This is a genomic window from Sphaerisporangium sp. B11E5 (assembly GCF_039871875.1).
Lineage (GTDB): Bacteria > Actinomycetota > Actinomycetes > Streptosporangiales > Streptosporangiaceae > Sphaerisporangium.
Genome location: NZ_JBDPMD010000010.1, coordinates 183,411 through 205,102 on the forward strand (window position 1 = coordinate 183,411; position 21,692 = coordinate 205,102).

A 21,692-nucleotide genomic window follows, 5' to 3' on the forward strand; every position below is an offset into this window, starting at 1 on the left:
CCCTACGCGCAGTCCGGGCAGCGGCCGAAGATCTCGACGGTGTGGTCGACGTCCACGAAGCCCGCCTCGGCGGCGACCCGCTCGGCCCAGCGTTCCACGGCGGTGCCCTCGACCTCGACGCTGCGGCCGCAGGAGCGGCAGGTCACGTGGTGGTGATGGCCGCCGGTGACGCAGCGGCGGTACAGGGTCTCGCCGTTCTCGTCGCGGATGGCGTCCACCGCGTCGCCTTCGCTGAGGACCTGCAGGTGGCGGTACACCGTGGTGAGGCCGACGCGCTCACCCCTGCGGCGCAGCTCGGCGTGGATGTCCTGGGCGCTGTGGAAACCGGAGAGGTTGCCGAGCACCGTCACGAGCGCCTCCGCCTGCCGGGTGCCGCGCACCCGGGTGCCGCGCGCGGCGGCACCCCCGGCCGGGGGTGGCTGCGGTGATGGCGTGGTCATGCTGAGCGTCGTCACCCGCCTTCGCTACCGGCCCTGCCTGCGTGACGCGGCGGGGCACGCGCGTCCCCCGGGCGTCAGGATGAACACTACCAAGCGTCCCGATCAGTCCCGGGCCGCCGAAGCGGTCCTCAGAGGGCGACGCGGACGCCGGTGGTCTCCAGCCACATGGTGAACTGCAGGAAGCCCTCCAGCGCGGGGCGCACGTCGTCGTGGGCCGAGGGGTCCTGCGGGCGGTCGAGCAGCGCGCGGACCTTGGTGAGGTCGACCAGGGACGCGGTGGCCAGGGAGCCGTCGCCGAGGAGCAGGTCGGCCTCCTCGCGCAGGGCCTTCTCGTAGCCGGGGTCCTGGATGGCCGGGTACGGGCTCTTGCGCCGGTCCAGGATCGTGTCGGGCAGGACGTCGCGGGCGGCGGCCCGCAGCAGGCTCTTCTCGTGACCGTCGAAGGTCTTCATGGCCCAGGGGGCGTTGAAGACGTACTGGACCAGGCGGTGGTCGCAGAACGGGACGCGGACCTCCAGGCCGTTGGCCATGCTCATGCGGTCCTTCCGGTCCAGGAGGATCTGCACGAAACGGGTGAGATGCAGGTAGCTGACCTCGCGCATCCTCGCCTCCAGGCCGGTCTCGCCGGGAAGGCGGGGCACCTCGTCCAGGGCCTGGCGGTAGGAGCGGGCGCGGTAGCCGGGGAGGTCCAGCTTCTCCAGGACGTCGTGGTGGAGGACCTCCTCCAGGGCGGTGAACCGCAGGGCGCCGGGGCCGGCCAGCCACGGGAAGGTGCCCGCGTGGACGGCGGCGGGGTCGTGGAACCAGCGGTAGCCGCCGAAGACCTCGTCGGCCGACTCGCCGGACAGGGCGACCGTCGACTGCCGCCTGATCGCCTCGAACAGCAGGTACAGCGAGGTGTCCATGTCGCCGATGCCGATCGGCATGTCCCTGGCCCGCAGCACCGCGGCCCGCACCTGGGGGCTCATGAGGTCGCCCGAGTCGAGCACGATGTCGTGGTGCTCGACGCCGAGCGGCGCGAGGTGCCGCGCCAGGTCGTGCACGTAGGGCGCGTCGGGGGTGTCGCGCATGTCGTCGGGGCTGAAGTGCTCGGTGTACCCGACGAAGTCCACCGAGAACGACCGCAGCGCCCCGCCGTCCCCCTGTTCGCGCAGCGCGCGGGCGGCGAGCGCGGTCACGGCGCTGGAGTCCAGCCCGCCGGACAGCAGGGTGCACAGCGGCACGTCGGAGATGAGCTGGCGCCGCACGATGTCGTCCAGCAGTTCCCGCACCGTGCGGACGGTGGTGTCCAGGTCGTCGGTGTGCTCGCGGGCCTCCAGCCGCCAGTAGCGGTCCCGCGCCACGCCGTCCCTGGTGATCCGCACCGTGCCGCCGGGCCGCACCTCGTACATGCCCTGGTAGACGGCGCTCTCGGGCGACTTGACGAACGCCATGAGCTCGCGCAGGCCCTCGGCGTCCACCACGGCCCTGGCGGCCGGGTTGGCGAGGATGGCCTTGGGCTCGGAGCCGAACAGCACCCCGGCGGGGGTCGGGTAGTAGTAGAGGGGCTTGATCCCCATGCGGTCGCGCACCAGCAGCAGCTCCTCGGCCCCGGTGTCCCAGATGCCGAAGGCGTACATGCCGTTGAGGTGGGACGCGAGGCCGGCGCCCCATTCGAGGTAGGCGCGCAGCACCACCTCGGTGTCGCTGCGCGTCTCGAACCGGTGGCCGCCCGCGACCAGTTCCTCGCGCAGCTCCTGGTAGTTGTAGACCTCGCCGCTGTAGGTGAGGACGGCGGCCGTGCCGTCGCCCCGTCCGGCGGCCATCGGCTGGCGGCCGCCCTCGATGTCGATGATCGCCAGGCGCCGGTGCCCCACCGCGCCGTGCGGGGAGACCCACATCCCCTCGTCGTCCGGTCCCCGGCACGCCATGGTGCCGGTCATCGCCGCCAGCGTGTCCTGCGACTCCCGCAGGTCACCCGAATAGTCGACCCACCCACAGATTCCGCACATCTCGACGACCCCACGTCTCGTCGGTAGCAGATTTGCCGTTCTCCCTGGTCAAACTCCTCCCAGCGTGCCCCAACGCCCGCCGTGACCGGACGGCGGCCCCCTCCGTGGCGCATCTGACAGCGTGGGCGAAGATGGTCCGGTGAACGTTCGCCCGGTCTCCCCCTCGGCCCTGGTGGACCTGCTCGCCGACCGCATCGCCGGTGTCCCCGGGGATTCGTGGGTGCGGGCGGCGATCGACGGCGCGCCGGCCACCCGGCCGGACGATCTGGCCGACGCGCTCGTCGGCCCCCTGCGGCTGCGGGGCCGCGAGGTGCTCCGGGTCCCGGCCGCCGGCTTCCTCCGCCCCGCGTCGCTGCGCTTCGAGCACGGCCGCACCGACCCGGACTCCTACTACTCCGGCTGGCTCGACCACGGCGGCCTCACCCGCGAGGTGCTCGCCCCCCTGGACCCCGGTGGCACCGGCAAGGTGCTGCCGTCCCTGTGGGACACCGCCACCGATCGCGCCACCAGGGCCCCGTACGTCACGCTGCCGCCGGGCGCGGTGCTGCTGCTGTCCGGCACGCTGCTGCTCGGGCACTGGCTGCCGTTCGAGGTGACCGCGCACCTGTGGATGTCGCCGGCCGCCCTGGCCCGCCGCACCCCGCCCGAGGAGCACTGGACGCTGCCCGCCTTCGCCCGCTACGAGGAGGAGGTCGCCCCGGCGGACACGGCCGACCTGGTGGTCCGCGTGGACGACCCCCGTCACCCGGCTCTGATCGTCCGTTCCTGAGGTCACGGGGAAACGGTGTCCTGGAGGGCCGTTTCACGAAAATTTCATGCCGTTTCATCCGATGAATGGCGCGAAACCGGCCGATCATGGGCCCCACCTGCAGTGGGATCGCTCCCACGGGGTGGGTCCGAATACCTCCCGCACCGCACGGTTTCCTCCGGGGTGAGAGGCGACTTACAGTTTTTCCCGCGTGAGCGCTTTCGCATTCGCTGGTCGGCAGTCGGCGGCTGTTCGCCCCACGGCGGCGACCGGTTACTTCACGGGTTCTCGGTGACCCCTCCACGTGCTTGTCGTTCGAGCTCGCTTCACGCGTGCCTGACGTGCTGCCGCGATGGACGTGCCCTGGGGGGCTGCCGAGGACCTCCAGACGTAACCTCTGAAAGGTTGTTGATGAGACAGAGACGGAAGTTCTCACTCGGTGGCGTGGCCGCTTTGATAGCGGCCATGCTGGTGGTCGTGCTCCTGCCGAGCTCGGCCTCGGCGCACGGCGCCATGATGATTCCCGGCAGCCGCACCTACCTGTGCTGGCTGGACAGTGTCGGCACCAGCGGTGGAGCCAACCCCACCAACCCCGCGTGCCAGGCCGCCGTGGCCCAGAGCGGCACCAACTCGATCTACAACTGGTTCGCCGTCCTGCGCTCCGACGGCGCCGGCCGGATGAGCGGGTTCATCCCCGACGGCAAGCTCTGCAGCGGCGCCGCGACCGTGTACAACTTCAGCGGCTACGACCTGGCCCGCACCGACTGGCCGGTGACCCACCTCACCGCCGGGGCCAACATCCAGTTCCGCTACAACAAGTGGGCGGCCCACCCGGGCACGTTCCGTACCTACATCACCAAGGACTCCTGGAGCCCGACCCGCGCGCTGGCGTGGAGCGACCTGGAGTCCACGCCCTTCTACGCCGCCACCGACCCGCCGAGCGTCGGCCCCGTCGGCAGCGTGGACGGCTACTACTACTGGAACGCCCGCCTGCCCAGCGGTAAGAGCGGCCGTCACATCATCTACTCGGTGTGGCAGCGCTCGGACAGCAACGAGACCTTCTACAACTGCTCCGACGTCGTCTTCGACGGCGGCAACGGCGAGGTCACCGGCATCCGCGGCACCGGCGGCACCCAGACCCCGACCGCGACCCCCACCGTGTCGCCGTCCGTCACCCCGACCGGCAACAACCCCGGCGGCTGCTCGGCCACCTTCCGCACCGTCAGCACCTGGAGCGGCGGCTACCAGGCCGAGGTGACCGTCCGCAACACCGGCAACAGCGGGATCAGCAGCTGGACGGCGGGCTGGAGCCTCAACTCCGGCACGACCATCAACAGCCTCTGGAACGGCTCCTACACGCTGAACGGCGGCTCGATCTCCGTGAAGAACGCCGCGCACAACGGCAGCCTCGGCGCCAACGCCACCACGACCTTCGGGTACGTGGCGCAGGGTTCGCCCGGCACGCCGAGCCTCACCTGCACCAGCCCCTGACGCTCTCCTTCGGGTGAGCCGACGGGGTCGTGAGTGACTCCCGGGCGGCACCCGGCTCCGGCACAGCCCGGGGCCGGGTGCCGCCCGATCCGCGTCGGGAGCCGGGCACGGCGGGCGCGGCGTGAACTCCCGGTGAAGGGACGGTGGAGTGCTTGCGGCCTCTGATCGCGTTCGGGTTCGCTTGAGAGCATGAGCCCCACTTCGTCCCCGGACGGCGCCCGCGCGCGTTCATGGCCCGACGTGGACGCCGTCGGCCCCGCGGTGAGCGAGCCCGTGATCGCCTACCGCACGGTCGAGCGCGACCCGAACGGCGAGCTGGCGCACGAGGGCAACCGCGTGCCGGACATCGTGGCCCTGGACGCCCGCACCCTCGTGGTGGCCTGGCGGGCGGGTGTGTCCGACCCCCGCGACCCCGCGCCGACCGACCAGGGGTCCATCCTGTTCGCCCGCTCCACCGACGGCGGCAGGACGTGGCGCACCGGCACCCTGGCCCAGGCCACCGCCACGCACCGGTACCACTACGTGATCTTCCTGAACGACGGCGGCACGCTGTACGCCCTGCTCGGCCGCATCACCGTCGCCGCCGACCGCGACGCCGAGGGCGAGGTGAACGGCTTCCCGGTCACGATGACCGCCAAGCGCAGCGTGGACGGCGGGCGCACCTGGTCCGGCTTCCCGGTCACCGTGGACGTCCCCGCCAACCGGGCCGGGGTGGTGCTCGCCGGCAAACCCCTCTGGTACGACGGCCTGTGGCTGCTCCCCTACTGGCGCGAGGCGGGCGGCGTGACGCGGGCCGGCGTGCTGCGCTCGGCCGACCTGTCCCGCTGGACCTCCGGGGCGCTGGCCGCCAACCCGCCCGGCGTGCGCGCCGAGGAGCCCCAGCTCGTCGTCTCGCAGGACGACCCCGGCACGCTGCTCATGGTGTCGCGCACGCTGGACCTCACCGGCGGCACCTCCGCCGAGGACCGGGACGCCTACTACCGCACGCACGCCGTCTACGCCGCGATCACCACCAGCGCCGACGGCGGCCTCACCTGGGCTCCCATGACCCTCGACCGGGACCTGCCGAACTACTTCGTCAAGCCGTTCTTCGCCAAGGACGCCGAGGGCCGCTACCTCACGATCTACAACACGCTGGCCGGGCCGTTCACCGGCCCCGCGTCCGGCAAGCCCGAGCAGTACCGCGAGGTGCTGTGCTACAAGCTCAAGCGCCCCGGCGCCCCCTGGGGCCCCGGCCGGCTGTTCGCCGACGGCGCCCGCCTCACCAAGGGCGCGGCCCGCGGCTGGGACGTCTACGCCAGCGCCGACGAGTACGAGCCGGGCCGTTTCTACGTCACCTGGGAGCACAACCAGACCAACATCAAGGTCGCGCGCCTGGACGTCTCTGACGCCTTCACCGGCGTCGGCCCCACGTGGGACGACCTGCGGGGCTGGACCGTGACGCCCGGCGGCGGCACCGCGGAGACCGGCCCCGCCGGCAGCCTGCGCCTGGCCAACGCCGGCCCGGCCCCGGCGGGCGCGCAGGGCGCGGCGGGCTTCTCCGGGGTGACGCACCCCTACGGCCCCTCCGGCGGCTTCGTCGTCACGACGCGCGCCCAGGTGACCGCGTACTCGCGGCTGGACCCCGCCACCGGCGCGGGCGCCACGCTCGCCGTCAAGGTCGCCACCGGGTCCCGCCGCCTGATGCTGGCGTTCCAGCAGGACGGCGTGTACTCGTTCGTGCAGGGCACCGCGGGCTGGACGCGGGTGCACGCCCGCCAGGGCGACACCGCCGCCCACGTGTGGCAGGTGTCGGTGGACGGCGACGGCGCGGCGGCCCTGTACCTGGACGGCGCCGAGACCCCCGCCCGGTGGACCGTCGCGGCCTCCCGGGACGCCCCGCAGGTCGCGGTGTGGAGCTCCGGCACCGGCGCGGCGCCCGCGGCGGCCGTGGTGGAGCGGTTCGAGGTGGCCGACAACGTCGCGAGCAGCACCTGGGACACCTTCGGCGACTGGGCACTGGACGGCTCAGGCGGGGCCGCGGAGATCGAGGACGGCCGGCTGCGGCTGCGCAGCATCGGCCGCACCGCCGCACGGGCGTCCCTCGGGCTGGACGTCGCCGAGGGGTGCGACTTCACGCTGGAGTTCCGCGCCTCGGTGGTGGACGACAGCGCGCTGAACCCCGCCACCGGCGAGGGAGTCTGCCTCGGCACCAAGATCGCCAACGGCTACATGCGGCTGATGCTCACCGTGCAGAAATCCGGGGTGTGGACCATCAAGAAGGGCTCGTCCACCTGGGAGAAGGTCTACTCCTCCGCCACGGCGGGGGCGCCGTCCACCTGGCGGGTCCGGGTGGACAGCGCCGGCGTCGCCCGCCTGAGCCGCGACGGGGCCGACACCGGCGCCACCTGGGTCGTGCAGAACAGCCGGGAGAGCCCGCAGATCACCCACTGGGTGACCGGCACCCCCGGCGGCAACGCGGCCGAGGCCCTGGTCGAGTGGACCAGGGTCACGGCCACGCCGGGGTCGTCAGCGCAGGACGCGAGGGTCGGCGCCGAGTCGGTGTGAGAGGCGGATGGTGATGAACTCGTTGTCGTCCGGCTTGCCCGCGGTGCGGCCGGAGGAGAACGGGAAGTTGTTGTCGTTCAGCACGCCGAGGGTGGCGTCGTCCAGGATCACGACGTCCTCGATGGTCTGGAACGGGAAGCGGAAGGTGGCCGGGAAGCCGCCGATCCCCTTGGGGTTGGCGATGTCGAGCAGGTCGGCGACCAGCGTCTTGTCCACCTTGCCGTCGCGGTCGCGGTCGCGCAGGTCGGCGAGGTAGAGCTTCTTGAACAGCGCGGTGTCGCCCTGCCCGCCGTCACGCTCGATGACCAGCATGCGGTTCCTGTCCACGGCGATCATGTCGCCGATGGCGTTCGCCGGGCTTTCGAGCTGGTACACCCAGCGGCGGCCGGTGTAGGAGCGGCCCCGCACGTCGAACTCCGAGATGCGCAGCGCGCCGGCCGGGTCGCCGGCCACCGTGCCCTCCAGCAGCGGGTACAGCTTCCTGCCGTCCACCGAGGCGGCCATGCCCTCGAAGCCCTTGCTGCTCGCGAGGTCGGGCGTGGCGCCGTTCAGGTAGGGGTTCTCCGGGGCCTTCACGCCGGGCAGCGCGATGGGGGCCTCGAGCAGCTTGCCGGTGGCGGAGAAGTGGAGCAGCCACGGGCCGAACTCGTCGCCGATCCACAGCGTGCCGTCGGAGGCCCGCACCATCGACTCGACGTCGAAGTCGGAGCCGGTGAGCTTGCGGTCCGCGCGGGTGAGCGCGAACGGGACACGGCGGTCGGGGTCGGTCAGGTCGACGCCGCCGACGGCGCGGACCTTCCCGGTGCGGAAGTCGGGACGCACGTGCTGCACACGCAGCAGGAAGTCGGCGCTGTTGGCCTTGTTGCCGTACCCGTTGTCGGACAGCACGTCGAAGCTGCCGTCGTCGCGGCGGGCGACACCGCTGAAGCCCTGCACCGGCTGGCCGGGGAACGGCGGGGTGACGCCGTTGACGGGGTCGGTGCCGAGCAGCGACCCGGACGGCTCGCTGCCGGGCACGAAGGTCACCGCGGGCAGCGAGGCGAAACCGGTCAGCGTGGCGCGGCCGAAGGCGCCGTGCCCGTGACCGTGCCCGCCGCGCGCCGCGGTGGCGGCGTCCGGCCCGTCATGCCCCTGGTCGGCCAGCGCCGGGGCGGAAAGGGTCAGGGCCAGTGCGACGGCCCCGAGCCCGATCATGGTTCTTTTCATGGGCGACACGCTAGGGATGCCCGATGACGCGACATACAACACCGGGTGACCCGCCGGTGCCCTGCCAATGGCACCCGATGACCGGCCCGCACGAGGGGCCGGGTCATGACGGATCTCCCTGCCGCATAGGGTGACCAGCACCTTTACCGAACCACCGATGTACGCGGCCCGACTCTTCGACTACTATCGGTAGCCAACTGCATGCTACACGTAGTGGGGCGGTGCGTTGGCGGAGCGCTGGTGCGACGGGCGGGCGATCGCGCGCGCCCTGGTGTCGGCCGCCGCCGTCCTGCTGCTCCTGCACGGTGTCGGCGCCCACTCCCCCGCCCCGCTCGGCCCGGCCTGGCTCCCGCACGGGCAGGCCGCGCCGGCGGTGCTGCCGATGGTGCCGGTGGACGGCCCGGTCCCGGCCTCCGACCAGGACGGCTGCCCCAAGCAGGGCGAGCAGACCGGCGAGTCCGGCTGGGTGAAGCCGCCACCGCCGCCGTGCCGCGACTGCGGGCGGCGGGCCCGCAGGCGCGACGCCCTCGGTGAGGCCGCCCTGGCCGCCCGTGCCGCGCGGGCCCGCCGGGGCCGCCGCTCCAAGGTCCGCGCGGGCCGCGGCACGAGGCCCCTGCTCCCGGTCTTCCGCTGCTGACGGACAGGCACGCCATCAGGTCCTGCCCTCTTTCCGTCCTCAGCACGAAGGAGTCCTCCGTCATGCAGTCGTTGATCGACCATGCCCGCACGTTCCACCAGAGGCTCAGCGGCGACCGGGAGCGGACGGCCGTCCCCGAGGAGGGCGTCTCGCCGCAGGCGATGTTCATCACCTGCTCCGACGCCCACGTCATCCCCTCGCTGATCACCGGGGCCAGGCCCGGTGAGCTGGTGGAGCTGCGCACCGCGGGCAACGTCATCCCGCCGTACCGCATCGGCCGGCTCACCGCCGAGGCGGCCACCATCGAGTACGCCGTCAACATCCTCGGTGTCGAGGACCTCATCGTCTGCGGCCACACCCGCTGCGGCGCGGTCCAGGGCCGGGTCCGCTCCTGGACGTTGCGCTCGGCGCCGACCACGCGATGGTGGCTGCTGCAGACGCACCGCTGGCGGGAATGGCCCGGCTGCGGCGACGAGGACCCCGGGCGGGCCCACCTGATCGCGCAGCTCGACAAGCTGCGCCGCTACCCGCGGGTGGCCCGGCGCCTGGCCGCCGGGCGGCTGCGCCTGCACGGCTGGTTCTACGAGGTCGACACCGGCGTGGTGTCCAACTACCGGCCCGACGCCCGCGTCTTCACCCCTCTGTGAGCACCCGGCCCTCCGCGCCGCGCCGGGGCCCGGTGAGTGGCCCGGCGCGGGGCGGAGGCCGTCGTACGCTTCCGTCCGGTCCGAGGGTCGACAGGACGGGGACGACTTCTTACACTTCGACATATGAAGAGTCGTTCAACTGTCGTTGCTCTGGACCCCGACAGCTGCCCGGCGCCGGTCGTGGACGCCGAGCGGGTCTCCTCGGTGCGCCAGAGCCTGCCCGCCGAGGACACGGTGCAGGACCTCGCCCAGGTGTTCGGCCTTCTCGCCGACCCCGGCCGGCTGCGCATGATGGCGGCGCTGCTTGAGGGCGGCGAGATGTGCGTGTGCGATCTCGCCGCCGCCACCGGGCAGAGCATGTCGGGCGCCTCGCACGCGCTGCGGCTGCTGCGCATGCGCCGCGTGGTGAAGGTCCGCAGGTCCGGCCGCATGGCGTACTACAGCCTCGCCGACGGCCACGTCCGCATGCTGTTCGACCTCGCCATCACCCATGCCCGGCACACCGAGGCGGAGCGGTCCGATGGGTGACACCCGGGTGCCCGCGGACGGCGCGGACCGCGGCCCCCGGTTCTGGCGCGTCCTCGGGCGCGGCCACGGCCACGGGCACGGGCAGGCGGCGGGGCACGGGCACGGCGTCTCCGCCGGGGCGGACCGGCGCTACCTGCTCGGGGCGCTGGCGCTGATCGTCGGCTTCATGGCGGCCGAGGTGGTCGTCGGCGTCATCGCCCGGTCGCTGGCGCTGATCTCGGACGCCGGGCACATGCTGACCGACGCGATCGCCATCGCGTTCGCGCTTGTCGCCATGCGCATCGCCCAGCGGCCCCCGCAGGGCGGCTTCACCTACGGCCTCAAGCGCGCCGAGATCATCTCCGCGCAGATCAACGGCATCACCCTGCTGCTGCTCAGCGTGTACTTCATCGTGGAGGGCGTCAGCCGCCTGGTCACGCCGCCACAGGTGGAGGCCGTCTTCGTGGTGGTCACCGGCGTCGCGGGCATCGTGGTCAACATCGCGGCGACGTGGCTGCTCGGCCGGGCCGACCGCTCCAGCCTGAACGTCGAGGGCGCCTTCCAGCACGTGCTCAACGACCTGTACGCCTTCGTCGCCACCACCGCCGCCGGCGTGGTCATCTGGCTGACCGGCTGGGGCCGCGCCGACGCCCTGGCCGCCCTGGTGGTCGCCGGCCTGATGCTCAAGGCCGGGTGGGGCCTGGTACGCGACTCGGGCCGGGTGTTCATGGAGGCCGCGCCCGCCGGCATGAACCCCGCCGAGATCGGCAGGCGGACGGCCGCGCTGGACCAGGTGGTCGAGGTGCACGACCTGCACATCTGGGAGGTCACCTCCGGGTACGCCGCCCTGTCCGCGCACGTCCTCGTGGCGCCGGGCGCCGACTGCCACGCCGTCCGGCTCCGGGCCGAGCGCATGTTCCACGACGAGTACGGCATCGGGCACACCACGCTCCAAGTGGACCACGCCCTGCCGGAGCTGCTCACCATCGGTCCCGTCGAGGGCCACTGCGCCGACCCCCACGGCCCGGTGCACCGCCCCGACCCGCGGCGGTGCCCCGAGGACGACGCCCGCTGAGCCCCGCGGCGGGCGGACCCGGAAAGCCGCGAAGCCCCGCCGAGGCCCTCAGCAGGGCGGTGACAGGACGCCGGAGCTCTCGGCCTCGGCGATGGCCCAGGCGGCGTTGACGAGGCCGATGTGGCTGAACGCCTGCGGGAAGTTGCCGAGCAACTCTCCGGTGTGGGGGCAGACCTCCTCCGACATCAGGCCCACGTCGTTGACGTACGTCACGGCACGGCGGAACACGTCGTGGGCCTCCTCCACCCGCCCTGCCATGGCGAGCGCGTGCGCCAGCCAGAACGTGCACAGCAGGAACGCCCCCTCCTCGCCCTCCAGCCCGTCGTCCGCCCGGTACCGGTACACCAGCCCGTTCCGGTCCGTCAGCCGGGACGCGATCGCCTCGATGGTGGCCAGCATCCGCGGGTCGCCGGCGGGCAGGAAACCGACGATCGGCATCATCAGCGCGGAGGCGTCCAGCGCCGAGGACCCGAACGCCTGGGTGAAGGCGCCCGCGACGTCGCTCCAGCCCTCGGTGAGGATCGCCTCGCGGATCTCCTCGCGCGCTGCCGTCCATTCCTGGACGTGGTGCGCGGCCCGCAGCCGGGCGGCCATCGCGATGGCCCGGTCCACGGCCACCCAGCACATCAGCTTGGAGTGCAGGAAGTGCCGGGGTTCGCCGCGGACCTCCCAGATGCCGTGGTCGGGCTCGCGCCACTGGCACACGGCCGCGTCGGCGAGCGCGGTGAGGAACGCGCGGGCCTCCGGCTCGAACTCGCGGATCTGCCCGGACAGCCGGTGCACGGCGTCGAGCAGCTCGCCGTACACGTCCACCTGCGCCTGCCGCCACGCGTCGTTGCCCACCCTCACGGGGCTGCTGCCCCGCCAGCCGCGCAGGTGCGGCATTTCGTGCTCGGTGAGATCCCACCCGGCGCGGATGCCGACCACGATCTGCAGCGCCCGCTCGGGGACGTACGTCGCCGCCGCCGTGGTCATGAACGCCAGGAAGTCGTCGGCCTCGTCCGGGCACGCCGCCACCCACAGGGCGTTCAGGGTGAAGCTGGCGTCCCTGACCCAGGAGTACCGGTAGTCCCAGTTGCGGGAGCCGCCCGGCTCCTCGGGGAGCGAGGTGGTGGGCGCGGCCACGACGGCGCCGGTGGGCTGGTAGGTGAGGGCCTGGAGCACCCGGCCGGAGTGGCTCACCAGGTCGCGGTACGGGCCGTGGTAGCGCTGGTGGGCGTCCGACCAGTTCTGCCAGGCGACCGCGGTGGCGGCGAACCGCCCGGCGATCTCCCCGTCGCTCCAGACCAGCGGCACCGGATCGCCCACACGGGCGCCGTGCAGGGCGAACCGCAACGTCATGCCCTCACTCATCGGGATGACGGCACGCGCCTCCTGCCCGGAGATGTGGAGATCGACCGGCGAGGAGAGCACGAGCTGCTGCGGGCCGCCCCGGGCCCGCACGCCGCCGCGCACGGCGGACAGCAGCGGCGCGATCATGCCGTACGACGGGCGCGGGCGGTAGCGGATCGCCGCGTCCACCGTGCCCCGGGGGCAGCTCACCACCCGGGCCAGCACATGGGGGGCGTCGGCGCCGAGCCGGTGCACGTCCAGGCTGTCCCCGGTCAGCATGGCGTCGGTGACCACGAGGGTGCCCGACGCCGTCTCGAAGGTCGTCTCCAGCACCATGGTGACACCGACGTACCGCCGGGACACGCGGTAGTCGCCGGGGCCGCCGGCGGGGCGGATGGACCAGTGGCCGGCCTGCTCGTCCAGCAGGGCGGCGAACACCGAGGGGCTGTCGAAGCGGGGCAGGCACAACCAGTCGACCGACCCGTCCCGCGCGACCAGCGCGGCCGAATGCCGGTCCGACACCATCGCGTAGTCGGCGATCGCCTTGTTCGTCATGCCCCGGCCGGCCCCCCGTTCCCACCCGCCTTATCTGCACATATACCCCCATTACCGAAACAGCGGTAAGAGGCATGGCGTAAAACGTCAGGCGTCGTAGTCGACGATCACCCGGGGGGTCGCCGGGACGGCCTGGCAGGTGAGGACGTACCCGGCGCGGATCTCGGCGGGGTCGAGGGCGTAGTCGCGGCGCATGCCGGCCCGGCCCTCCAGGACCTTGGCACGGCAGGTGCCGCAGACGCCGCCGGTGCAGGCGAACGGCACCTCCGGGCGCACCCGCCGCACGGCCTCCAGCACCGTGACGCCCCCGCCGGCCGTGACCGTCGTGGCCCGCCCGTCCAGGACGGCCGTCACCTCGCTCGCGCCGGCCCGCGGCTCCCCCGCCGGGGCGCGGGCGGGCGGGTCCTCCACGTAGAACAGTTCCTGGTGGATCCGGGCGGCGGGCACCCCGAGCCCGGCGAGCACCTGCCGCGCGCCGGTCACCATGGCGTACGGCCCGCACAACCACCAGTGGCCCACCTCGGCGACCGGGGTGAGCGCGGGCAGCAGCGCCCGCAGGCGCGGCGGGTCGAGGCGGCCGGTGAGCAGCTCGGCCCCGCGCGCCTCCCGGGAGAACACGTGCACCAGGTGCACCCGCGCGGGCGCGGAGTCCTTCAGGTCGGCCAGCTCCTCGGCGAACATCACCGTGGCCGCGCTCCGGTTCCCGTAGAACAACGTCACCCGGCTGCCCGGGCAGTGGAGCGCGGTCGCGGCGATCGACAACACCGGCGTGATCCCCGACCCCGCCGCCACGAACACGTGATGCGCCGGCCGTTCGAGATCGGCCACGAACCCCCCGGCCGGCGGCGCCGCCTCCACCCGGTCCCCCGCCCGCACCCGCCGCACCAGCCAGGTGGAGAACACCCCTCCGGGGATCTCCCGCACCCCGATCCGCAGCGCCCCGCCCTCCGGCGAGCAGATCGAGTACGACCGCCGCTCCTCCCGTCCCTCGACGACGGCCCGCACCGTGAGCGCCTGCCCCGCCCGGAACGCGTACCGCCCGGCGAGCTCCTCCGGCACCTCGAACGTGATCGCCACCGCGTCCGCGCAGAGCCGATCCACCCGCGCCACCGTCAGCGCCGCGAACTCCACCCCACGCCCGGCCCGCACCCCGGTCAGCGTCACCGCGGCACCTCCCCCCGCCCGCGCATCTCAGATCTCCTTGACGTGTTCGAACGGCTCGTGGCAGACGCGGCAGCGCCACAGGGCCGTGCAGGCGGTGGGGCCGAAGCGGGAGATCTCCTCGGTGTCCTGTGCGCCGCAGCGGAGGCAGGGCGGGCGGGGACGCCCGAGGGTCACCGGGACCGGGCCGGCGGGGCGGGGCGCCGGGCCGGGCGGGGCGATGCCGGACTCGGCGAGCTTCCTGCGGCCGTCAGGGCCGATCCAGTCGGTGGTCCAGGGCGGGGACAACGACACCCGGATCTCCACGTCGCCGTACCCGGCCTCCCGCAGGGCGGCGCGAAGATCGGCCCGGATGGCGTCCATCGCCGGGCAGCCGCTGTAGGTCGGGGTCACGGTCACCACGACCCGGCCGTCCCTCTCCTCCACGTCGCGCAGGATGCCGAGATCGCCGAGCGTGAGCATCGGCATCTCCGGGTCGGCCACCCGGCCGGCCACCCGCCACAGCTCGGCCGCGCTCACCACGTCGCCCCCGGGTGCGCGCGGGCCACGGACTGCATCTCGATCAGCAGGTCCGTCAGGGCGGGGGTGTGGACGCCCTCGCGGCCGGCCGGGGCGAGGCAGGGAGGCGGCGGGGCGGGGACGGGGACGGTGGCGGCGGTCAGGACCCCGGTGAGGACGGTCTCGACGTCGGGGCGCAGGGACGCGGGGTCGGCGGCGACACCCGCGGCGGCGAGGCGGAGCTCGACGGGGGACGGGGCGAACAGCTCGGCGGTGGACGGCCAGACCGCGGCGAGGCCCTCGATCACGCGCTCCCGGGAGTACGCGGTGCCGTCACCGAGCCGCACCACCCACCCGGCGGCGTACTCGCGGTGGTAGGCCATCTCCTTCACCCCCTTGGCGGCCACGGCCGCCAGCGCCGGATCGCGGGACCCGGTCAGCCGCCCGAGCAGGGCCAGCCGCCAGGTGACGAAGAGCAGCAGCCGCGCCATGGCGTGCGCGAAGTCGCCGTTCGGGGCCTCGGCCAGCCGGACGTTGCGGAACTCCCCCGGCCCGCGCCCGAACGCCAGCGTGTCCTCGTCCCGCCCTGACCCGTCCACCGCCCCGGCCCGCGACAGCAGCGGCCGGGCCTGCCCGAGCAGGTCCAGCGCGATGTTGGCCAGCGCCACCTCCTCCTCCAGCTCGGGCGCCCGCGTCACCCACTCCTGCAGCCGGTGCGACATCACGAGGGCGTCGTCCCCGAGCATCAGGCAGTACGCCCCGAGGTCCACCCCGCGGACCCCGCCGGGCACCTCGCCGCCGGCCTCCGCGTACGGATCGGCGAGGCCGGTGCCGTGGGGATCGTCGTAGGCAGGCATGGCGGGCTCACATGTGCGGGACGTCGTCGGGGATGGTGTAGAAGGTCGGGTGCCGGTAGACCTTGTCGGCGCTGGGCGCGAAGAACGGGTCCTTCTCGTCGGGGCTGGTGGCCGCGATGCGGTCCGAGCGCACCACCCAGATGCTGGCGCCCTCCCCCCGGCGGGTGTACAGGTCGCGGGCGTGCCGCAGCGCGGTCTCGTCGTCGGCGGCGTGCAGGGAGCCGACGTGCACGTGACTCAGGCCGCGCCTGCCCCGCACGAACACCTCGTACAGCGGCCATTCGCTCATGCCGCCACCTCCCTGGCGTGCTTGGCCGCGTGCGCGGCGGCGGCCTCCCGCACCCAGGCGCCGTCCTCGTGCGCGGCGCGGCGCACCGCGATGCGCCGCGCGTTGCACGGCCCGCCGCCCTCGATCACGCGCTTGAGCTCCGACCAGTCGATCTGCCCGAAGTCGTGGTGGCCGCGCCCGGCGTTCCACCGCAGCTCGGGGTCGGGCAGGGTGACGCCGAGTGCCCGCGCCTGCGGCACGGTGATGTCCACGAACCGCTGGCGCAGCTCGTCGTTGGTGTGCCGCTTGATCTTCCAGGCCATCGACCTGGCGGTGTTGGGCGAGGAGGCGTCCGGCGGGCCGAACATCATCAGGGACGGCCACCACCAGCGGTCCACGGCGTCCTGCACCATCGCGCGCTGCGCCGCCGTGCCCGCCATCATGGCCGTCAGCAGCTCGTACCCCTGCCGCTGGTGGAACGACTCCTCCTTGCAGATGCGGATCATCGCGCGGGCGTACGGCCCGTAGGAGCTGCGGCACAGCGGCACCTGGTTGCAGATCGCCGCGCCGTCCACCAGCCAGCCGATCACCCCCACGTCGGCGTACGTCAGCGTGGGGTAGTTGAAGATCGACGAGTACTTCTGCCGTCCCTCGATGAGCATCTCGGTGAGCTCGGCCCGGTCGGCGCCGAGGGTCTCCGCGGCGGAGTACAGGTACAGCCCGTGGCCCGCCTCGTCCTGCACCTTGGCGAGCAGGATGGCCTTGCGGCGCAGGGACGGGGCACGGGTGATCCACTCGCCCTCGGGCTGCATGCCGATGATCTCGGAGTGGGCGTGCTGGGCGATCTGCCGCACCATGGTGGCGCGGTAGCCGTCGGGCATCCAGTCGCGGGGCTCCACCCGGCGGTCCGACGCGATCGTCCGCTCGAAGTGTTCTTCCAGGTCAGCCATGCGGCGCCACCCCTATACCGAATGGTCGGTCAGTTATCCAGTCTCGCCCGCCCCTCCCTCGGGCGCAACCCCGGGCCGCCGGGCCACCATGGTGAGCACGTCGTACGCCGCCACCACCGCGCCGTGCTGGTTGGTCACCTCGGCGTCCCAGCGCACCTCGCCGTACGGCGCGCCGGCGCGGGGGTCCACGTGTTCGGCGGTGAGCGTGACCGTGAGCTCGTCGCCGGGGTAGACCGGGGTGCGGAACCGGAGGTTCTCCAGGCCGTAGTTGGCCAGCACCGGGCCGGGCTCGGGGTCCACGAACAGCCCGGCGGCCAGCGAGAGGACCAGGTAGCCGTGCGCCACCCGGCCGTCGAAGAAGGGGTTGGCCCGCGCCGCCTCCTCGTCCATGTGCGCGTAGAACGTGTCGCCGGTGAGCGCGGCGAACCGCTCGATGTCCTCCAGCGTGACCCGGCGCGGCCCCGCCGCCACGGTGTCCCCCGGCCGCAGGTCCTCCAGGTGCTTGCGGAACGGGTGCGGCCCGCCCGTGGCGCGCGGCGCCCCCGTCACCCACCGGCCGGTGACCGCCGCCAGGGTGGCGGGCGAGCCCTGCACCGCCGTGCGGTGCATGTGGCGCAGCACGCCTCTGAGGCCGCCCAGCTCCTCGCCGCCCCCGGCCCGCCCAGGGCCGCCGTGCACCAGCGAGGGCAGCGGCGAGCCGTGGCCGGTGGACTCGGCGGCCGACGCCGCGTCGAGCACCAGCAGCCGGCCGTGCCAGGGCGCGAGGCCGAGCACCACCGCGCGGGCGAAGGCCGGGTCGCCGGTCACCACCGACCCGGTGAGGCTGCCCCGCCCCCGGGCGGCCAGCTCGATCGCGTCGTCCGCCGTGCCGTACGGCATGAGCGTGCTCACCGGGCCGAACGCCTCCACCTCGTGCGGCTCTGGCCTGCCCGGGTCGGCGGCCCGCAGCAGCACCGGCGACAGGAACGCGCCCGTGCCGGGGTCGGCGCCGGCGACCTCCACCCGGTCGGGGTCGCCGTACACGACGGTGCCCGCCGCGGTCAGCTCCTTGAGCGCGCGCCGCACCTCGTCGCGTTGCGCGAGGCTCACCAGCGGGCCCATGCGGGTGTCCGGGTGCGCCGGGTGGCCGACCGTGACGGCGGCGAGACGCGCGGCCACCGCCTCCGCCACCGCGCCGAGCAGCGGCGCCGGGACCAGCGCCCGGCGGATCGCGGTGCACTTCTGGCCCGCCTTGACGGTCATCTCGGTGACGAGCTGATCGACGAACAGGCCGAACTCCGCGCCGCCGGGCCCGGCGTCCGGGCCGAGGATCGAGCAGTTCAGGGAGTCGGCCTCGGCGGTGAAGCGCGCCGCGCGGGCCGCGACCACCGGGTGGGCCCGCAGCGCGCGGGCCGTGGCGGCCGAGCCGGTGAACGCCACGAGGTCCTGCTCGGTGAGGTGGTCGAGCAGCCCACGGGCGTCCCCGCAGAAGAGCTGCACCGCGCCGTCCGGCAGCAGGCCCGACCCGGCGATCAGCTCCACGAGCCGCACGGTGACGTACGCCGACGGCGCGGCCGGCTTGATCAGGGACGGCATGCCCGCGAGCAGGGCAGGGGCGAGCTTCTCCAGCGGGCCCCACACCGGGAAGTTGAACGCGTTGATCTGCACCGCCACCCCGCGCATCGGCGTCATGACGTGCTGGGCGGCGAAGTGACCTCCCTTGCCGAGCGGCTCCGCCGGGCCCTCGGTGAGCACCGTGTCGTCCGGCAGCTCGCGGCGCCCCCGGCTCGCGTAGGAGAACAGCACGCCGATGCCGCCGTCCACGTCGAACCGGGCGTCGGCGGGTGTGGCGCCGGTGCGCAGCGACGGCTCGTACAGCTGCTCGCGGTGCTCGCGCAGGTAGGTGGCCAGGGACTTCAGCAGCGCGGCCCGCTGGTGGAAGGTCATGGCCCGCAGCGCGGGGCCGCCGGCGCGGCGGCCGTACTCCAGCGCGGCGGCGAAATCGGTGCCCTCGGCGGAGAACCGGGCGACCTCCTCGCCGGTGGCCGCGTCACGGAGCGGGACCCCCTCGTCCCGGGGTACGTGCCAGGAACCACGGAGAAGACTTGCGAGCGGGGCCATCCGGGACCTCCTCGTCGAGGATCCGCTGACATTCCCTCGTGATGAATACTAACCCGGCGTGTCCGGCCGCCTACCGCCGCCAAGTCGCTTGCCCGGCCGCCCGGCCACCGGCCACGATGGACCTGACCTCGATGAACGGACGGTGCTGCGATGACCATCGGGCGCGTCACCACCCCACGCCGCGGCCGCCCCGGGTACGACCTCGAATCACTGCTCGCCGTCGCGGTCACGGTGTTCAACGAACGGGGCTACGAGGCCACCACCATGGAGGATCTGTCCCGGCGCCTCGGCATCACCAAGTCCGCGATCTACCACCACGTGACCGGCAAGGACGAGTTGCTGCGGCTGGCCGTGGACCGTGCACTCGACGGGCTGTTCGAGGCCGCCACCGAGGCCGCCGCCATGCCGGGCCCCGCCATCGACCGGCTGGAACACCTGGTGCGGCGCAGCGTGCACGTGCTGGTGGACCGGCTGCCGTTCGTCACGCTGCTGCTGAGGGTGCGGGGCAACACCGAGATCGAGCGGCGGGCGCTGGCCCACCGGCGCAGGTTCGACCAGATGGTGGGCGCGCTGGTGCGGCAGGCCGAGGAGGAGGGCGACGTGCGGCCGGACGTCGACCCCGCGATCGCGGCGCGCATGCTGTTCGGCCTCGTGAACTCGCTGACCGAGTGGTACCGGCCGCGCGGCGGGGTCGACGCGGACGAACTGGCCGACACCCTGTGCGTGCTGGCCTTCCAGGGACTGCGCCGGGACCCGCCCGCGCCGCGGTGAACCGCACGACGGGACAGGCGCGAGGTGCGAAGAAACACGCGATGCACGGCCATCCATTGAGCAATTTTCGGGAATGGCGGCGATGGGTAGGTGATAATTTACTCACGGTAGCCACAACGGGGAGTGGCGACCACTGGGGTCACAGGGCTTTCACAGTTCGCTCCGAGGTACCGGCCCGCGGGGCCGGGGACATGTCATTCACCTGAACACGCAGGGGGTCCGGTGGCGCACGCGTCGGGATCGGGGCCGCGGACGGAGAGCATCCGCCGGCCGCGCCCATGGACACCGCGTCCCAGCGGCGTCGCCGCCCTCCTCCTCGACGAGGAGGGCCGGGTCACGCAGTGGGGCGGCGCCGCGGCGCGCCTGTTCGGCCGCCCCGCCGAGCGCGCGGTGGGGCACCATCTCATCGACCTGCTGCCCGGCGCCCACGCCGAGACCGTGCTGCGCGCCGTCGCCGACGCCGTGCGCGGCGTGCCGGGCGGCGACGTGCTGCACCTCGACTCAGGGGACGGGCGGACCCGCGAGATCGCGTTCACCTGGGAGCCGCTGACCCGGCCGGGGCCGTGGGGCGCGGTGCTCGTCACCGCCGCCGACGCCGCGCCGGCCGGCGACCCCGGCGGCGAGCGACTCGCACTGCTCCACGAGCTGACCACCCGGGCCGGCGCCACGCTCGACCCGCGGCGCGTCGCCGAGGACGCCGTGGATGTGGCGGTGCCCCGGTTCGCCGACTCGGCGGGCCTGTACGTCGCCGAGGGCCTGCTGCGGGACGAGGCCTACCCCGACCGCGGCGCGGACGGCTCCCTGGCGCTGCGGCGGCTCGCCCTGCGCCTCGCCCCGCGCCATCCCGGGACCCGCGACTGGCCGGGCGCGTTCCCGCCCGGCGAGATCGTCCGCTACTTCGCCCGCCACCCCGCGCACCGCTGCATGGCCACCGGCCGGCCGGTCATCTACACCGCGGACGAGCTGGAGCCCGTCGAGATCGACAAGATCCACGACGTGCTCGGCGGCGCGGGGCCCGCGCTGCTCGACGAGACCACCTTCCTCGCCGTGCCGCTGACGGCGCGCGGCATACTGCTGGGCTTCATCTCGTTCATCCGGGGGCCGGGCCGCCCGCGGTACACCCGCAACGACGTCAAACTCGCCGAGGACCTCGCCGGGCGGGTCGCGGTCTGCCTCGACAACGCCCGCCTGTACAGCCGCGAGCGCCGCATCGCGCAGTCGCTCCAGCAGAACCTCGCGCCGCGCACGCTCACCGCGCCGCCCGGCCTGGAGGTCGCCCACCGTTACCTGCCGGTCAGCACGATGACCGTCGGCGGCGACTGGTACGACCTCATCCCGCTGTCCGACACCCGCATGGCGCTGGTGATGGGCGACGCGATGGGCCACGGCGCCGTCGCGGCCGGGGCGATGAGCCAGCTCCGCGCGTCCGTCCGCACCCTGGCGGGCTTCGACCCGCCGCCGGACGAGGTGCTGCGCCGCCTCGACCTCATGGCCGAGGACCTGGACGCCATCCAGTGCGCGACCTGCCTGTACGCCACCATCGACCTGTCCACCCGCGTGTGCGCGCTGTCGCGGGCCGGGCACCCGCCGCCCATCCTCGTCAACCCCGACGGCACGGCCTCGGTGCTCGACCTGCCGTCCGGCCTCGCGCTCGGCGTCGGCGACCCCGACCACTCGCAGGCGTTCGTCACCACCCAGATCACCATCCCGGCCGGCGGCACGCTGGCGCTGTACACCGACGGCCTGGTGGAGAGCCGCGAGCAGGACATCGACACCGGCATCGCCGCCCTGCTCGAAAGGCTCCGCTCCCCCGGCCCCACCCTGGACGCCACCTGCGCGGCCATCACCGACGCCCTGCCCACCCAGTACGACGACGTGGCCCTGCTGCTGGCCCGCGTCACCTGAGCCCCG

At 73.7% G+C, this 21,692-nt stretch carries 19 protein-coding genes; 9 read left to right on the forward strand and 10 right to left on the reverse strand.

Annotated elements, in window-relative coordinates:
* Window positions 1-2: 2 nt before the first annotated feature.
* Both ABGB17_RS13300 and asnB read right to left on the reverse strand, forming a co-directional pair.
* Window positions 3-440 carry a Fur family transcriptional regulator gene (locus ABGB17_RS13300; protein WP_347629003.1) on the reverse strand — a complete coding sequence of 146 codons (438 nt, stop codon included), beginning with the start codon at window positions 438-440 and terminating at the stop codon, window positions 3-5.
* A 128-nt stretch (window positions 441-568) separates the two neighbouring features.
* The gene (asnB, locus tag ABGB17_RS13305; RefSeq protein WP_347629005.1) at window positions 569-2,431 is read right to left on the reverse strand and encodes an asparagine synthase (glutamine-hydrolyzing); all 1,863 of its coding nucleotides are present in this window, start codon (window positions 2,429-2,431) and stop codon (window positions 569-571) included.
* A gap of 139 nt (window positions 2,432-2,570) precedes the next feature.
* On the opposite strand from asnB, the gene ABGB17_RS13310 reads away from it, so the two are divergent.
* The 3 genes from ABGB17_RS13310 (at window position 2,571) to ABGB17_RS13320 (ending at window position 7,217) form a co-directional block, all read left to right on the forward strand.
* Complete coding sequence (locus tag ABGB17_RS13310; RefSeq protein WP_347629007.1) at window positions 2,571-3,200, forward strand: uridine kinase; 630 nt, start codon at window positions 2,571-2,573, stop codon at window positions 3,198-3,200.
* Window positions 3,201-3,590: 390 nt separating this feature from the next.
* Window positions 3,591-4,670 carry a lytic polysaccharide monooxygenase gene (locus tag ABGB17_RS13315; protein WP_347629009.1) on the forward strand — a complete coding sequence of 360 codons (1,080 nt, stop codon included), beginning with the start codon at window positions 3,591-3,593 and terminating at the stop codon, window positions 4,668-4,670.
* Window positions 4,671-4,859: 189 nt separating this feature from the next.
* Window positions 4,860-7,217: a sialidase family protein gene (locus ABGB17_RS13320; protein WP_347629011.1), complete on the forward strand. Its 2,358-nt coding sequence runs from the start codon at window positions 4,860-4,862 to the stop codon at window positions 7,215-7,217.
* Here ABGB17_RS13320 and ABGB17_RS13325 read toward each other — a convergent pair.
* Window positions 7,179-8,423, reverse strand: a complete 1,245-nt coding sequence (locus tag ABGB17_RS13325) for an esterase-like activity of phytase family protein (protein WP_347629013.1) — start codon at window positions 8,421-8,423, stop codon at window positions 7,179-7,181. The genes ABGB17_RS13320 and ABGB17_RS13325 overlap by 39 nt on opposite strands.
* Before the next feature lie 226 nt (window positions 8,424-8,649).
* Between ABGB17_RS13325 and ABGB17_RS13330 the strand changes: the two genes are divergently transcribed.
* From ABGB17_RS13330 to ABGB17_RS13345, 4 genes are all read left to right on the forward strand, one after another.
* The gene (locus ABGB17_RS13330) at window positions 8,650-9,060 is read left to right on the forward strand and encodes a hypothetical protein (RefSeq protein WP_347629015.1); all 411 of its coding nucleotides are present in this window, start codon (window positions 8,650-8,652) and stop codon (window positions 9,058-9,060) included.
* A gap of 62 nt (window positions 9,061-9,122) precedes the next feature.
* Window positions 9,123-9,707, forward strand: coding sequence for a carbonic anhydrase (locus ABGB17_RS13335; protein ID WP_347629017.1), 585 nt, complete (start codon window positions 9,123-9,125; stop codon window positions 9,705-9,707).
* A 123-nt stretch (window positions 9,708-9,830) separates the two neighbouring features.
* Window positions 9,831-10,235 (forward strand): metalloregulator ArsR/SmtB family transcription factor, encoded by a 405-nt coding sequence (locus ABGB17_RS13340; protein ID WP_347629019.1) that lies wholly within the window; start codon window positions 9,831-9,833, stop codon window positions 10,233-10,235.
* Entirely contained in the window at window positions 10,228-11,289 is a 1,062-nt protein-coding gene (locus tag ABGB17_RS13345) for a cation diffusion facilitator family transporter (protein WP_347629021.1), read from the forward strand. Before ABGB17_RS13340 ends, ABGB17_RS13345 begins: the two co-directional genes overlap by 8 nt.
* A gap of 48 nt (window positions 11,290-11,337) precedes the next feature.
* Here the strand turns inward: ABGB17_RS13345 and ABGB17_RS13350 are convergent, their stop codons facing one another.
* From ABGB17_RS13350 to paaZ, 7 genes are all read right to left on the reverse strand, one after another.
* Window positions 11,338-13,176 (reverse strand): glycoside hydrolase family 15 protein, encoded by a 1,839-nt coding sequence (locus tag ABGB17_RS13350; RefSeq protein WP_347629023.1) that lies wholly within the window; start codon window positions 13,174-13,176, stop codon window positions 11,338-11,340.
* Between the two features lie 87 nt (window positions 13,177-13,263).
* Window positions 13,264-14,340: a 1,2-phenylacetyl-CoA epoxidase subunit PaaE gene (paaE, locus tag ABGB17_RS13355; RefSeq protein ID WP_347629025.1), complete on the reverse strand. Its 1,077-nt coding sequence runs from the start codon at window positions 14,338-14,340 to the stop codon at window positions 13,264-13,266.
* 27 nt (window positions 14,341-14,367) lie between these two features.
* Window positions 14,368-14,856 (reverse strand): 1,2-phenylacetyl-CoA epoxidase subunit PaaD, encoded by a 489-nt coding sequence (gene paaD, locus ABGB17_RS13360; RefSeq protein ID WP_347629027.1) that lies wholly within the window; start codon window positions 14,854-14,856, stop codon window positions 14,368-14,370.
* Window positions 14,853-15,692, reverse strand: coding sequence for a 1,2-phenylacetyl-CoA epoxidase subunit PaaC (paaC, locus tag ABGB17_RS13365; protein WP_347629029.1), 840 nt, complete (start codon window positions 15,690-15,692; stop codon window positions 14,853-14,855). Before paaC ends, paaD begins: the two co-directional genes overlap by 4 nt.
* 7 nt (window positions 15,693-15,699) lie before the next feature.
* Complete coding sequence (paaB, locus tag ABGB17_RS13370; RefSeq protein ID WP_347629031.1) at window positions 15,700-15,981, reverse strand: 1,2-phenylacetyl-CoA epoxidase subunit PaaB; 282 nt, start codon at window positions 15,979-15,981, stop codon at window positions 15,700-15,702.
* Window positions 15,978-16,910 carry a 1,2-phenylacetyl-CoA epoxidase subunit PaaA gene (gene paaA / locus ABGB17_RS13375; protein WP_347629033.1) on the reverse strand — a complete coding sequence of 311 codons (933 nt, stop codon included), beginning with the start codon at window positions 16,908-16,910 and terminating at the stop codon, window positions 15,978-15,980. Before paaA ends, paaB begins: the two co-directional genes overlap by 4 nt.
* A gap of 33 nt (window positions 16,911-16,943) precedes the next feature.
* Complete coding sequence (gene paaZ, locus ABGB17_RS13380; protein WP_347629035.1) at window positions 16,944-19,010, reverse strand: phenylacetic acid degradation bifunctional protein PaaZ; 2,067 nt, start codon at window positions 19,008-19,010, stop codon at window positions 16,944-16,946.
* Between the two features lie 150 nt (window positions 19,011-19,160).
* Between paaZ and ABGB17_RS13385 the strand changes: the two genes are divergently transcribed.
* Together ABGB17_RS13385 and ABGB17_RS13390 are read left to right on the forward strand one after the other, a co-directional pair.
* Window positions 19,161-19,781 (forward strand): TetR/AcrR family transcriptional regulator, encoded by a 621-nt coding sequence (locus ABGB17_RS13385; RefSeq protein ID WP_347629037.1) that lies wholly within the window; start codon window positions 19,161-19,163, stop codon window positions 19,779-19,781.
* Between the two features lie 222 nt (window positions 19,782-20,003).
* Window positions 20,004-21,686, forward strand: coding sequence for a SpoIIE family protein phosphatase (locus ABGB17_RS13390; protein ID WP_347629039.1), 1,683 nt, complete (start codon window positions 20,004-20,006; stop codon window positions 21,684-21,686).
* Window positions 21,687-21,692 lie beyond the last annotated feature (6 nt).